The organism is Tabrizicola sp. BL-A-41-H6, assembly GCF_050632395.1.
In the GTDB taxonomy this organism is placed as follows: Bacteria; Pseudomonadota; Alphaproteobacteria; order Rhodobacterales; family Rhodobacteraceae; genus JAUYQR01.
Map to the genome: position 1 here is coordinate 1845536 of NZ_CP192600.1, position 15170 is coordinate 1860705.

At 58.1% G+C, this 15170-nt stretch carries 4 protein-coding genes; all 4 read right to left on the reverse strand.

Annotation, left to right across the window (positions count from 1 at the left end; translation table 11 throughout):
* Positions 1–380: 380 nt before the first annotated feature.
* The 4 genes from ACROUL_RS09145 to ACROUL_RS09160 all read right to left on the reverse strand — a co-directional run bounded on the left by ACROUL_RS09145 (position 381) and on the right by ACROUL_RS09160 (position 15148).
* Positions 381–6413, reverse strand: a complete 6033-nt coding sequence (locus ACROUL_RS09145; protein WP_431299190.1) for a DEAD/DEAH box helicase — start codon at positions 6411–6413, stop codon at positions 381–383.
* A complete protein-coding gene (locus ACROUL_RS09150; RefSeq protein ID WP_431299191.1) occupies positions 6414–9770 on the reverse strand; it encodes an STY4851/ECs_5259 family protein in 3357 nt (1118 codons plus the stop codon).
* 557 nt (positions 9771–10327) lie between these two features.
* Positions 10328–13246, reverse strand: coding sequence for a UvrD-helicase domain-containing protein (locus ACROUL_RS09155; RefSeq protein ID WP_431301271.1), 2919 nt, complete (start codon positions 13244–13246; stop codon positions 10328–10330).
* 378 nt (positions 13247–13624) lie between these two features.
* Positions 13625–15148: a hypothetical protein gene (locus ACROUL_RS09160; protein WP_431299192.1), complete on the reverse strand. Its 1524-nt coding sequence runs from the start codon at positions 15146–15148 to the stop codon at positions 13625–13627.
* Between the last annotated feature and the right edge of the window lie 22 nt (positions 15149–15170).

Below are 15170 nucleotides of genomic sequence, written 5' to 3' on the forward strand. Positions count from 1 at the left end.
ACGCCAGTGGTGATATCGACGGAGCGGTATTCGCGCAGGTGTTTTGAAACGGACCACAAGAACGACAGACCGTTGATGTGTTTTGAGAAATCTGACTCTCTTATCGTTCTGGCAACAGCGAGGCTAGCTTCGTTTCCGGATTTATACGACCTAACACGCGCGCATGAGGTGGTGCAGAATGTGAAATAGACGGAGTGAAAGTATTGTAGCTTGCGGCAGGCGAGCACAAGCACCGTCCTACGCCTTCGAGCGAAAGGCCCCGGAAGTGAGATATCCGCTTTCCACAGTATTCTGGCTTATGAAACCCGTCCCCAACCAGTTGGGCCGGAGCGGGTTCCTTCTAACTCCACGGTTGTGTTCTTCCTTGCTTTCTATTGGCGTTACCAACTTATCCAAAGCGGAGAGGGAGCCCGACCGGAGTCTTGCAACGCGATGTCGAAGACAAGACGTTCAAGATCGCGCACCTGTAAATCCGCTGGGCGGGATGCATCAAACGGAACGGGTCGGCCGGCAGTGCGCCAAGGTCCCAGGCCTTGATCAAGATGAATGCTTAGTCGCCGCCCATCCGACCATTCCAGGAGCATTCGGCGAGGATGCGGACAGCGCGCCTGCGGCTGAAGCTGAACTGCAACGCCGTCGAGGGCTTTCTGCATAGTGACCGTTCGAACGTTATCGTCCGACCAGTTATCGTGCAGAAGCCGGGGCTCAAATCGAAGTGCGCTTTGTTCGGCGGTGATCACGCTGATTTTGGTCGACTCGGTGCGGCCAGGTAAATGTTTCAATAGCTCGGCCAAAAGACGCAGCGTCAGCGGGCTGCGGAGATAGCGGTCCGTGTAAGTCGCCGAGACAAGTTGGCCGCCGGATACAAATGACTGAGGGCGTCGTGATCGGATCAGTTTCCAAAACCGCTGCCCGAAACCTGCTACCGGGCCATCCAGCTCGGTTGCGATTTCAATGAAGACACTGTTCCCTTCCTGAAACTGAGCGAGCTTCATAGGCGCCAAAGGATTGCTCATCGCGATCTCCGGGCCCGTTCCGGCGATCAAGGGCCAGTCGGTGGTTTGGCCCCAATTCGCTTTGGGATTGGAGACGTCTGGCCGCGTAGCGACACAGATTGCTCTGCCAGGCCAATGAACCCTGGCCGTTATCGGCCAGCCCTTCATTTCTGGTGGAGTTTTGGTCACATGAAGCGAGGCGCCGGTTCTGGAAAGTAGCCGGAAGAGGTCTAGTTTTTCGGACAGCTCCATCGTCGGAATTGCGGCCTCTGCAATTGAGATGGACGCGCGCCCACCGCCTTGGACAAGTCGACCGAGGGTTGCTGTCAGTGGCCAATCCAGCAAATCCCAATCCGTCGGGTTTCCATGGAAGAATAAGTCCAAGGCTGTCAGATCACCGATCGCCATGCGACGTTCGAGCCAAGTCGTGAGCGGCTCGGTAATGGCGCGGCTGTCGGCACCAAAAAGTTTCAAATCGTCGGGCAACGCGAGGTGCGGCAACATTTCCTTCAATATGCGGGCAGCACCGGGCCGATCCATTGATCCCAAGTCGTACTGCACATCCCGGCGCAAGATGCATTCCGGACAGCCGCTGACGCAATTGGCTGGGCAATCGAGCCTTTTGGATGCTGACAACAACAGAGATGGCAGGTCACTCTGTGCCGTTACGGCAAATCCCGCACCGCCTGAAGCGCGATCAAACAAACAGATGGACATGCGTCGCTGACCATCTGAACGGTGGCCGGGTTCGGCTGCTGTTCCGATCGCCTCCGCTTCCACTCCTAAGCGAGCAGCGACCACTTCGCGAAGGGCTGCGGCAATGGCAAGAGCTTGACCGCGGCCTTGTTCGGTGACGGGTAGAGCGTTTAACTGCAGTTCGAACACATCGGTCGCAACCTGATGACCCAAGATTACGTTGCGACGGATCTTGCGTGAGGACTCGTCGTTTCCAGGGCAAAGGCGATCATTACGGGGATTATTGCGGATCGGTTGAAGTGGCTGATGCCCCAGCAGCGCTCGGGGCACGGCGGTTTCTGACGAAGGCCCATGTTCTGCAGCGGCGCGACCACAGGCGATGCAGATTGCGAAGCCTTGGCCGGCTGGCCCTGATGCAGTGAATAGTACTTTACCTCCGCGTTCAGCCCGAAGACGGCCGATTTCGGCATTCGACAGCGTTTGCCAATCGGCTTTGTCTGTAGTGACGCGGGGACGATCCGGGCGCACCCATTCCAGCGTTTCATAGGCAACATGCGGCCGGGATGTGCCGAGAAAGCCGGATGGACGAAGAATTTCGCGCGTGGTCGTCAATTCTTTACAAGCTGGGCAGGACGGCATCGGTGCCCGTGAAATGCCAAATGCGCCACAATCACGGCAGGTCCAGTGGCTGCGCAGGTCTTCTACAGAGTCCGGGTCGTTGCGATTGCCCCAAGCGGGTAGAATACCGTCAGACCGATGCACGAGCCCATTTATGACCACTTCGGAGCCCGGGGCATAATCGCGGATTGCAATGTCGAGCGAGCGGGACGGGCCGCCTTCACTTCCGTTCCCTGGTTGGCCCACATGATCGAACGCAACGACGTCTACGGGGAAACCGTAAGCGGGTGTGAAACCGCGCCTGGCAAGATCGGTCATCATGAAATCACGACGCATCCGGCGCGCGCGGTATTTGTAGAAGTTGTGCGTTGCGTCACCTTCTGGCGCCGACCTTTGTCCATCCACCAAAGTGAGATATTCCAGTCGCCAGCGATTACGCAGGTCGTCAAATGCAAGGGCTGTGCGCTCCGTCAGCGCCGACTGTCCTTCCAGTGCCGTGCCGGTCGTCAGCGTCTTCAGCGCCCCGGTGACAGACGGATCAGTAGCCCACTCGCTGCGCAGTGCTACGAGAAACGCATCTGCCTGCGGATCGGAGATAAACGGGCTTTCCGGATTTTCGGTGGCACCAAGGAAAGTTCCGATCTGGGTGGTGACCTTTATGCCGCCTTGACCCCGCAAGAACATCGCAAGCAGCAGGGCATTCACGTGCCGTTGCACAATTACTGCGCTGTCGAGGCTTACACGGGGCGCAGGAATGATGGCCGATAGTAGCTTTTCGGGAGCATGGAATACGGACCAGTCGAGTGGTTGATCCTTGCAGAAGGTGAAGGAAAGCGCCCATGGCTCGCCCCGCCGCCCCGCCCGACCAACCCGCTGGCGGTAGTTTGTGGGGGCAGGGGGCACGTTGGTGTTCACCACGACCCCGACATTGGGAATATCGACGCCCATTTCCATCGTTGTGGAGCAGTTCAGGATGTTAATCCGGCCCTGTCGGAAAGCGTCCTCATAGGTTTGCAGACTGCCCCGATCGATCTGTGCGGAATGCTCTTGCGCTCGTAGGAACGGCGCAAATTCGGCAGCGCGGTCATGCAAGTCGGTCCAAAGGCCCCGGGACTTAAGGATGGCTACGTTGGAATCACCCTCAATCCACGCGTGTAGCGTGTCTCGTTCTACGCTGGAAATTCCTGTAGCGCGGGCGACCGGCAGCCGGGGAAGTGCGACGGCGCTCAATGTCGGCCCAGCCTCAATGTTGTTGAGGGAGAGCCCGGCAAGCGAGTAAGGCTGCAAACGCCCTGTCAGAGGGCAAAGCCAGGCCGTGTCTTGGCGCGCGAGGGCAGCGTGAGCAAAGGACAGTTGCCATCCAGTACCGAACTTCTGAATCGTGCCTGATTGTTGCAGGGTCGTCCAGATAGCTGCCAGTACGGCCGTCGTGCGGTCACAGTCAATGCCCGCCTCCGCGCTCCCTTTGGTCAAAATGAAAATCAACTTGACCAGGCGGCGGTCACTCTTGGCCGTCGGCCAAATGACAGGGCGGCCCTTTGCGGGAATATCCTCAGGACGTGTGCCCGGCTCCATTACGATCTTAGTTTGTTGCTTTGGACTAATCCAATGAGCCGCATCAATCGTGCGGTTGCCATCGGTGAAGCCTGTGGCAAGATCGACTGCCAGATTGGTGCGGAACTCGCTATCGATCGCCGCAAGTAATAGAGAGATCCAAACTTCGGCACCGTGGCCAGCCTCAGCCAGAGCGGCGGGAACATTGGTCGCTGCGCGGCGTTCGAGTTCAGGGAACGATAATCGGGCCAGTCCCATGGTCTCAGCGTTGTTTTGCATCCGCGGGCGCCGGAACATCTCACGCAGCAAAAATAGACGGGCTAGCAGGTCGGGGTGTTCGGCCAGAACATCGCCACCATAGGGCCGACCTTTCCAGACAGCACCCGCATGGTCGATTAGTTCGACGTTGCGCGACAGCCGAGAGACCATGTCACCCCAGCTCACGACGGCGGCGCCTTCAGTCAGATCTGTAAGTTCCCGCTTCTTTTCCGCTAAGAGTGTCGCGAGAGCGGGGTTGCTAGCAAGAATAGGAATTAGCGCCTGCAATTCTTCAATCTTGGCCGGGTCGCCTGCGCCGCCTTCTTGGACTGCATGCCAAATCGCGGCGCGCGTAAGGTTGCGTTCAGCTTCCTGTTGAAGTTTGGCGGCGAAGCGAGCTGTGCCTTGGCGACTGTCGGTAAAGGACAAAAGTCTGCGACCACCTGACGGCATTCCCTGCGGGTTTTCTGCCGGAGGCATGCCCGCGAGCAAGCTTGGAATAGCGTTGCCCAGAAGAAAAGGCGCGCCGAAATGCTGGCGGACCAGACCTACGGTTTTGTGGCCGGCGCGCGGACAGCAGGCGCGCTCAGATGCAACTGTCACGTGGATTTCGACGTGGCCTGGATCATCGGTAGCAATGTCGCGTAGAGCGGCGTCTGATAGCCGAAATGGCAGTCCCGCACGGGTGGGTGTGGCGGGCGTGATCAAGACTTCAGTGGATGGGCCAGTAGGTTCGTCATCGTCTTCTGGCTCGCTGTCGAGGACATAATCGTCCTCTGACTCGCTGGGCGGCATCTGGTTCAAATGTTGAATCGAACCTGAAGTTCGTTGTGCGAGCAGCCACGGCGTACCACAATCTGCGCAACCGACGATCTCGAATACAGGATCACCGCAGGTGCACCGATCCCGAGAGAACAGATGGATCTGTCCAAATGGCCAATCGGCGCCCTCTCTGGCGAGTTCCGGTGCCCGGTCAGCGCAGGCAGGGTTAACACAAGCCCAAAGACCTGCCTGAGCCCGATGGAAAGCGTGTACACGGTACGGCAGAAGGCCTGGTGAGCTGGGAGCCTCACGAGCAACAGCAGCCGCATCGATGATGCGTTCGGCGGCGCTGGCCTGCTCTGGTAAGGGTACTTCTGGACACAATACTCCGGAAAGAGATGTCAGAGGTTGCCCGGATGTTTGCATCATTCGGCGTGCCGACTGAACCCTCGGATGCCCTGCCAGAAGGGACCACAGCTCGGCGGGGCTGCTTGACTGCAGCAATAACTTTGAAAGATCTGAGTCCGTGCCAGGCCGGGGAAGCAACGGCTCCGCCTCTTGCCCCAGAATAATATCCACCTGATCTGTAGGCACGCCGCCTAAGTCTGCAACAAAACGGCGCAGGTCTTCAATTGTCTTTGCTCCCTCGCCAATGGTGGCGGAGGTGGCAACAAGACGAACTTTAGACGGGTCCACACCGAAACCCTGCCGCACCCTCCGCAACAGCAGCGCCATCTCAGCCGCCTGCGCGCCGACGTAACTATGCGCCTCGTCCAGTACGATCCAGCGAAGCTGCCCTTGGGATGCTTCAAGGATTGCCCGGTCCTGCGCTCGGGTGAGCATATACTCCAACATCGTGACGTTGGTCACCAAGATGTCGGCCGGGGTAGATCGCAGGGTTCTGCGATCCGCGATCTCGGCCGGTCCGGGTCGACGGGCGGGAGAAGGGCTGTCCGGTGTGTGCCGATTGTACATCGCGTAGGACAGTCGACCAGCAAATGGCGTGATCCAGGCCGAAAGCCGTTCCTTCTGCGAGTCTATCAGCGCGTTAAGCGGATAGAGCACAATGGCCTTGATACCCGCGCCTGTGGCTTGCCCCGGATTGGTAAGAAGGTCATTTAGCATCGGGACCATGAAGCATTCAGTCTTGCCCGAGCCAGTGCCGCTGGTGACCATGTAACTGCGGCCACGCGCTGCACTTTGCCACGCCTCAATCTGGTGTTGGTAGGGATGCAAGCCGCGCGGGAGCGCCTGATCGCCGGCTCCGTCCAGAGCCGCGACCAGATCTTCACGCAGCAGTGTTCCAGCAAGCGATCCGAAGTTGTAGGACGATGGCTTCCACATCCGCGCCAGTTCATAGATTGGCGTGGCAAGCAGGCTGTCGGGACCACCCGGCGCTGATGAAAGTCTTCTCAAAAGCATGTCGCGGGCTGACTGCGAGGATAGCTTGCCACGCGCGACGATTGCGGACGCCGCACGTTTGCCGATACCGGCGAGGGTCTGCCCGTATCCGGATGTTTGCAGGGACATTTATGCGTTTCCTTGTGCAAGCCAAGCGATGGCTGCCGGAACGGCCGCATCGAAATAGGCAGGGTCGTAGGTGCGAAAGTGCAGGATCGCGATCGCGACATCCGCGGACGGAAGACCGGTGCGGATGCCGGTTGCGTATTCGGCCACAATTAGAGGGGTGTGGATCAATCCGCGCATCGCGGGATTGAGGGCATCAAAGCCGATCGGAACGCTGAGAGCTTCGAGTTCTGGGAAGAGCTGATCCTCGCCTTCCTGGCGCATCACTGCTTCACGGGCGAGACGCAGCAGGGACGGCGCAGGCGCATTGATTCCCGGAGGGATGCGCCCAAAAAGTGCCGCGTGTTTCGGAAACAGCCCTGTTTGGACCGCGGCAAGTATCACCTGGCCGGCAAGATCCATACGGCGCAGGAGCACCTCGCGGAGACGAGCCGAGACCTGTTGATCCGCATACGTCAAGGACTCCTTGTCAGTCAGGCCCATCGTTAGCAACATGTTCGAAAGCCGGGCAGTTTCGGAGCGAATGGCAATTGCCCATGCCGAAACAGGCGTGGTGCACCAGGAAAACGGGCTGAAATCCTCTAGAGCCAGCCTGTCGCCCAGGCGATCAGGCGTTGCGCGCAGCACCAATAGGACCGCCGCTTCCGGAGTTTGTGCCAAGGCGAGAGTCTGATCCAGCACGGCCAAGTCCGACGCGTCACCAACTGCATCGAGAAGACATTCGAACAACGCAGCGTCTCCCACTGCTGTAGGCAACGTCATGCTGCGCAAAGCACTTGCAAATGCGGGCACGCGCGACAAGCGCGTTAATGCGGACCCAGCTTCGATGAATGGTCTGCCGAACCGAGCAAGCGACGCTTCCGAAGCTTCGGTCTGGATCGGGCGAGCGGGTCGCATCGTTCCACCCGCGTCATGCGGCAGGACAAGCCATGGCCCGGGGTCAGCTGAAAGCATGGCGTGGATGTTGGTAGTCGCGGTGATCCCGTGACTATCAACCAGCAGTTCTGGACAGGACAAGTTCACGCATCTGACGTTCATTACAGGATGCGGATCGATTGCCACAGACTGCTCGACGGCGCTATTCACGCCCTCATCCAAAGCAACAGACGAGGGGCGTCTGGGCTGATCGGTCTCTGCCGTGACAAGATTCTCTCCGTCCCACTGCACAGACCGTTTAAAACGCCGAAGAACCAATCGAGGGCTTTCGTACTGCCCGACGATAAGCCGTAGACGGATATGCGAGTCTGGCCCGCCGATCGCGAGGAGCCCGCGGATCAAGGGAAGAAATGCAGTAATCGCAACCTCAGAACTCAGATTTATGAGCACCTTCTGGTGCGAAACCTTGCTGTTCGTGTCGATAAGCCGCAGCTGAAGCTGGCCGTTCCGCCCTTGGGGCAGGGTAATTCGCCAACCGCGCAGCTCATCCAACGAAACCGCCTCTTCCTTCGCGAGCAACCGATCTCCGGGTGCAACGATCCAGCCGCGGTCTGAGGGTCGGGACATTGTGGCATCAAGGCGCTGGCCACTGCTTGGATCGAAAAAAAGGATGGCCAGCCGAGCAGTTTCCGTTTGCCTCGTTGGAACGTCAATGGTTTGACTTCCGTCCGGAGCAACTTCCACGAGTGCGCCATGTTCGACGGACATCAGGCTGCCGGGTGTAAGGCCGGCTACCTGAACGCGCACACCACCGTCTGGCAACGATGTCGTGCGCAAGCGGAGTGTCTGGGGGACTAGACGAAGCGCCTCGACCGCTTGCACGGCGCCTTCCGTCCCTTTCCAGCCAACCTGAACCATCCCCAAGCTGTTGGTCGCCGGCAAACCATTGCGCCAAGTTCGCTGCCCTGCGCTTCGCCAGAGAAACTCCGCCGGAGAAGCCGCCCGGACCGAACCTTGTGCTGGTTCAACCATGAAAGCCGGACAGCCGCGCCAGACAGGCCCGCCTTGGGTGTCGCGAATACCTTCGGCGACGGCACCATGGCAAATCAATCGATCCACGTGATCATCGTCAGCTGCGGTTGTCACTCGGAACCGCCAGCCGCCATCTGAGCCGAAGATGTAACCACTTCCGCTTACCATATACAGCAGATCAACGCCGACGGTTCCCGCTGGTTCAACACTTAAGGATGCATCCGCTTTTGGGGATGTTCCGGGTCCTAAGAGCAGCCAAACCTGCTGCGCCCGGGTTCGAACCGACGTTGATCCAATACGGCGTAACCGCTGAGGCCTTCCCAAACCATCAGCAGACTCCATCGACCAGAACGTCGGCATCTGTTCGGAAGAAAGTCCGTCGCCACTGGGGGGGGTGAACGAGCCAATGACCCGTCCATCAGCGACCATCTGAAAGACGGCTACCCGATCTAGTGGAAAATCGAACTGAGCTGTACGCGGACCACTTTCCCGTCTTACCGTCCACAGGTCAGGTGTGCCGTCATCTATCTCGGCGGCAAGCATCAGGGACGGACAAGCTTCGCTCATTGCCAGGTCGGGACGTAGACGAAAGCGGCGCAGTCCTTGTGGGATTGGTCCGAGGAGCCACTTGGGCAACTCCGCGTGACCAGAAATCGAAAGCTGCGCCTTCCATTTCCCAGCGCCAACCGACACCAGCGAACGTTCAACGATCTCGCGCCTGGTGCGTTGATAGTCGGACTTCAGCGCGTCGCGCAGAAGGCTTTGCGCGGCAGCGCTTTCAATGCGCAGTGGCAGAGCAGCGCGCCAGCCAGGTCGTTGGGCATCCAGCCATGCTTCTCGCGCGACGGTCGGCAGATCTTTGGGACAAAGGCCTTTGAGGTTGATCAGTTGGTTTGCAAAATCAGCGAGCAGACAATGAAACTCGTCGGTTCGAAATCCAGCTGACAAGACTTGGGCCCGACGCTCTGCAAGGATGCGAAGTGAGCTTGTAGGTGCTCCGGCTCCCAACGTCTCAATATCCTGCATTAGGGCAGAAATGAGAAGTCTGTACCTCCCAGCTTCAGTAAGCAGGTGTTCAGGCAAGCCACCCTCTGCGACCAACGTCTTCAGGTAAATTGTCCCCGCATCAGTCTGTCGTGGAGCTGGTCGCCGGAACTGCGCAAGCCCGTGCGCGACGAGCTCTCGGCCAATCGCTTGGTCTTCAGGTAATTTCAAAGCCTCAAATAGGAAAGACCAAGATACGGAACCGCCTTGAAAATCTCGTCGAAACTTTTCTGCGGCCCAAATAACAAAGCACATTGCATGTGCCAACGGTTTTGGTGCCCTTGGGAGCCTGGACTGCAGCATTTCCTGCAATGCCGCGAACGAGCTGCTGCTTAGGCGGTAGGTGTGCAAAGGCCTACCGGACACCGCATCAATGCCTGCGGCGAGTAGCGGGGGCGGCAAGGTCATGCGTTAAGAAATATTTGAAAGGCCTGTCCGGCTAGCACGTTCAGAAACACTTTGAATTAACCCATTGTTGACATTCATCTTCTCCGAACAAGCTGTACTATGCAACTTTGGTTTTTCTGTGGTGCGGAGCTCGCTAGCGTGACTTTCTTGCGGACGCCCTCTTCTTTAACGCAGCATCGCCAACATCCCGGAGCGCTCGCTGGCTGCAACGCGTCCGGCTGCGCGGAGATGGTGGCTTGATCGCTTTGTTGGTGTGACGCGGCACGCGAGAGGCGGATTCCGCCGTTTCGTGCCTGCAGCAAGGGCGGTTTCCCGGCTAGGGGCAGACCCGTCCTCATGCCATCAGCCTCCATCGGACCATTAAATGGCTGCCGAGCGCGAACATCGTGAAGAGCTGGGTGCGTTCCTTGACGAGGCCGCGATTGCGCGTCTTCAAATCGCCGAATTGATCACCCTTAACAGATGCTCGACCTTGGCCCGCACCATCTCGATGATGGTGTCGTCCACTCGCCCAGAGGATGCAGTGGGGCGCCGGTCTGAGCCTTGCGCATCACACCCTAGACCTTGCCCGGTCTCTTGAATGCCGCTTCGCGCTCGGCGCTGACATAGCCCTTGTCGGCCCGGACCGACGAGCGGCCTTTCGGTGCTGTAACCTTTGCCTTGCCCGCACAGGTCGGATAGCGAACGCAGCCGAGGAACTGCCCGTAGCCGCTTTTGCGTTCCATCAACCAACCGTCTTTGCATTTTGGACAGGTTGGGTAACTGGCGCCGCAGCCACAGCGAACCTCGGATGTCACGTCCGCTCGGCGTGGCAAAGATTTTCCGCAAGATGGACAGGCAGGCAGAAGGTTTCCACAATGCTGCACATGCTCGCAGCGATACCAAATGCGGCCGTCCTGACCGGCGACTCCCACCAAGCGGCCTCCGCACTCACCACAGGTATTGGCCTCCGGTTCGGTCCCCGGTGCCCCTGCGAGGCCGTAGGCGGCGTCATTCCGTAGCTCGGTGACGAAAGACGACGGTCGCGCGTTGGACGCCATAATTGTCAGGGTATGGCGCGCGCGGGTCATAGCGACATACATAACACGCCGTTCTTCGGCATTCTGGAACGGCTCCTCCTCCGGCGAAACCAACGACAACAGGGCGTCGTCGACGATCTCTGACGGAAAGCCCACGCGCCCACTGTCGGCGTTCAAAAGGATCACATGGTCGGCTTCCAGACCCTTCGAGGCGTGGATCGTCTTGAAAACGATCTTCAGACACGGGAAACGCCGCCGTAGGTCCTGGATGTCTGGTTCAACGAAGCGGTAACGGCCGAGCAGCAGGACTGTCGCGGGCTTTGCATCCGGCTCGGCAGCCCCGGCTACTGCGGTGAGGACCTCGGACAGTTTATCCCCTTCCTCGCCCTTGGACACCGTCACGATCCTGATTGCCGGTTCGGTTGCAGTCCCGGCCGGGATGATCTGCTTCGGTATCTGTGCGGGGTTCCGCAAGACGAAGGTTCTTGCGGCGAAGGCGATCTGGTCGACTGAACGGAAAGTCCGACCGAGATCGACGGCCCGGTGCACTCCAACCTCGCCATCGAAGCTGCCGCCGAAAACTTGACCGAAATGGCGCATCAAATGGATGTCGGAACCGGCAAAGCGGAAGATCGACTGCCAATCGTCGCCAACGGCGAAGATGCGCGCGTCCGGATGCTGGGCCTTCAACGCCTTCACCAGCCGGGCCCGGCTCTGCGAAATATCCTGAAATTCGTCGACCAGGATATGGCGGAACGGGCTGACATAGCGGCCAGTCTCGGCATGGCCCGCAGCGCGCAGGATCATGTCCTCGAAATCGATCCTGTCGCCTAGACGCTTCTGATACTCCTCGAAGACCGGCGCGAATACATTGAGAAACGCCTTGGCCCGCCTTCCCAATTTCAGTCGCTCAGATTTGCTCTCGCAATCCCGCAGGCTGTATCCGCCACTCTTGAACTTGCGCAGGAAGGTTCCGAGCAGCTTCGAGAAATCGTCGACCTGATTCATCTCGACGATCCTGTCATAGATCGTGTCCACAGGGCGGGGCTTAAGGATCACATGCGGTGCCAACTTTTCCGCAAGGCCTGTCAGCAAACGCCCTTCTTGCCGCTCATAGCTGAAGGTCTCAATCAGGGTGGTCTCATGCTCGGCGTGGACCTGACGCTTCCACTCCATGCCAGCCAAGTATTGGTCCCGATCAACGAACGGAGCCGTGAACAACCGTTCACTGCCATCGGCCATATTCTGGCGCCGCACTCCAAAATGCTCGATGTAAATGCCGCTTTCGGTCAGTCGGAAGTCGGGCTGGTAATCACGCCTTCCGGTTTCAGGTATCTTGTGCTCGTAGACCGGTTCATACGCGTATTCGACACCGTTTTCATAAAGCCAGTTGGCGATCTGAAGCTCTTCGTAACTCTTGACCTTCTCGCCCTGAAGCGTGCGAAGGTCTTGGATTTCCATGTGGGAATAGAACTCATGCTTGGTCTTGAAGTCCCATTCGGTCTTTGGCTCCACCAAGAAATGCGCGAACCACTGAATGATCGCCTTCGACACGTCTGATAGTCGAAGGATGAGGTCCTTCAGGATCTGTTTGATCAGGTTGGTGAACGCCAAGTCATCGGTAGCATGGTCCGCGAGCGCCGGTTTTGATCCTTCTACGAACCCAATGATGTCGTAGGCAATCGCATGGAAGGTTCGCGCCACAATGGGCACCCCCGAGCGTGCTTCGACCCTTTCCGACATCTCCGCGGCCGCGTTCTTCGCGAATGCAAGCAGGAGGATTTCCTCCGGCTTACGGACACCTGCCTTTACAAGATAGGCAGCTTTGGCGGTGATCACGCTCGTCTTGCCTGACCCTGCGCCAGCCAGAACGAGCGTTGCATCTTCGTCCGCCACGACCGATAGACGCTGCTCTGGGGTCAGCGGCTTGCTTTCGATTGTGTCGAAGAAATCCTTCCAGCGGTCGAGCTCCGCCGACACAAACGCGGCGATGCCACGGGCCCGAGCCGTCCGCGGGTCGGAGGTGAAATTTCGGATTGGCGCGATCCGCGCGTTAGCCTCACGACCAATGGCTTCGACATTCAGCTTGGATAGGAGCACGGCTTCCAGATGGCGGGCCTCCCCCAAGAGCGTCGCGATCTGGCAGGCGGCCGGGTATCGGGACGGCGCCACTAGCGCCCTCACGCCATCAAGGATCCACTGAATACGATCAGCTTCTTTTTCAAGAGCTGCGCAATTGTAACGAGTCCATGCCTTTCTGACGTCGTATGAGAACTTCTCGGCCTCGACGTGGCGCGCACCCTTCAGGATGAACTCGTGATTTTCGCCTGACCTGATGGTCAGAGCGCTTCCGAGCCATCCTTTCTTGACCGTAGGTGGGCTTGCCAGTGCTTGGAGGGAAAGAGACGCCACATGGCCGCGGCGAATTATACGAATGCGATCCCCGTCGATCTGCATTGAGCGGGCAGACTTTCCAAAAGGATCAGCAAAAATGCCGAAAAAAGGGCGCTGCTGAAGCAATAACTTAGGTCCTTTCATCTCCTTCGATTAGCTTCCGGCGTCCGGAAGGGAACCGCAAGCGTGTCCGTATGATTAGAGAGTAAACGCAGGTCCAATTTCAAAAAAGTTCCCAGTCCGTGATTTCGTGAGCGCCTAAAGCGATAGAGGGGCACGGGTTCCGCAGGCCTGCCCCGCCCACCGGGTTCCCTGGCTAACTGGTTTCGCGACGATCGGTTTTGAGCGAACGCACCACGCCGATCCGTGACAGCACACAACGCGGCAGATCAGAAGCGCTCAAGAACGTTTACGCTTGGGGCCAACAGCCAAAGTTCACCTTTAGAGATCAAATTTGTAAGCGAGCGCTGCTAGAGCCCCAACCATAATCTTCCGGTCCCTAATCCCGAGCACACGGAGTAGTTCAGCCTCAAGAGTGTCGTGCCTGTCAACGTCGATGGCGGACAGGTAGATGGCACGGTCAGCCAGATACGAGTCAGACTCGCCGAACTCAACCGCCTCTGCAAGTCGCCCCTTAGCTTTTAAACTATCGAAAACTTGCGTCAAACTGTAGACTGGCGAGCCTTGGTTCTCGATGAATTGCTCCGCGGCCGCCAAGCCATCCATGGCTAAAATTCCAACACTGATTGCGGCGATGGCCGTGTCAAGTTGGCTTCCACTTTTCTCAGCGGCATCGATGGCGCTGCCGATCTGGTCAGTCTGAATGTAGAGGTCAACAAGTTTACGTTGTACATCATCTTGTTTATTAGCGAGCTGGCTAAGATGGTCACCCATGGCGTTGTCGCCCAGGAAGTAGAACTGTGCAGCCAAGTTTATCGACATGTTTTCTTTCGCAGTTGTATCAAGCGTGCTGATCTCGTCGACGAGTGTCCGGAGGCGGTGAATGTCCCGGGCAGCGCCTGCCGCCCAGATCTCAGCACTCATCTTGTGCAGTCCGGCTGGCATTGCAGCAATAATAAACGAAGACAGTGAGGCGTCTCCGGACAATGACGCTGCTTCTGCGGCCTCCTTGAGTTGAAAGTCGGCTGACACGCCCATTCTTTCAAGCCAGTAGACTGTCGCATCGGCGTCGCCAATTCTGGCGTTGAAGATCATAAGGTCCCCGGCTAACTCATCCCTGTCGCTTACACTAAGTGATGGGTGATCGACCAAGCGTGCCGCCGCATCAAAATTATCCAAGTCTAAAAGGAAGGTTGCGAACATCCGCAGCATGAAACTCCGCTCAGATTCGGGAATACTCTCGACGACAGAAACGGCCGTTTCAACTTGGCCATCGATGGCCAAAACATGAGCGATTTCAAGTAAAAGTTTCGCTGTTTGGTAGTCAAGCTGGGATTGAGAGAGTGTCGAGCGGGACTCTATAAAAGATATAAGGGCAGGGGCACGTGCGGCGTCCCGTAAGCCGATCGCTATACTGGCAAACGCTTGGGACTGACTTTTGAAGTCACCCAAATCATTCGCTATGCCTTCAGCCAGGTTCAACACGCAAGCCCGTCTATCAGAGCAACTGGTGATACCCTGCGCTAGCGTAATTCTGGCCTCCTCGATAGCAGCGTCGAGACTTTCGAGAGAAAGCTCCGGTATCTCACCGAGTGCAATGCGGACGGCCAGAGCGGTCGTCTGATGCTTCTGCAGGACCTCCCTCACTGCGGCACGTGCCGAAGTGATCAAGGTCAGTCGCGTCATCAGATCCGCTACGCCGGGTTCATCGAGAGATTGAGCTGCCGCGACATCACGCGAGGCGGCGACGATAAGCGCATTGGCGGCCGCGTCGGCAGTTTCGGCGACAGAAGCTGAAGCGGATGAGAAAAGCAGCACGAAAGCGATGAAAAGATACTTGATCATTCTAGCAGTCCATATCTGGTGG

What these genes read in the sequence shown, in the direction of transcription:
- ACROUL_RS09155 (WP_431301271.1), bottom strand. Translation starts at nt 13,246, where the DNA reads ATGCAGATCGACGGGGATCGCATTCGTATAATTCGCCGCGGCCATGTG.
- ACROUL_RS09145 (WP_431299190.1), bottom strand. Translation starts at nt 6,413, where the DNA reads ATGTCCCTGCAAACATCCGGATACGGGCAGACCCTCGCCGGTATCGGC.
- ACROUL_RS09150 (WP_431299191.1), bottom strand. Translation starts at nt 9,770, where the DNA reads ATGACCTTGCCGCCCCCGCTACTCGCCGCAGGCATTGATGCGGTGTCC.
- ACROUL_RS09160 (WP_431299192.1), bottom strand. Translation starts at nt 15,148, where the DNA reads ATGATCAAGTATCTTTTCATCGCTTTCGTGCTGCTTTTCTCATCCGCT.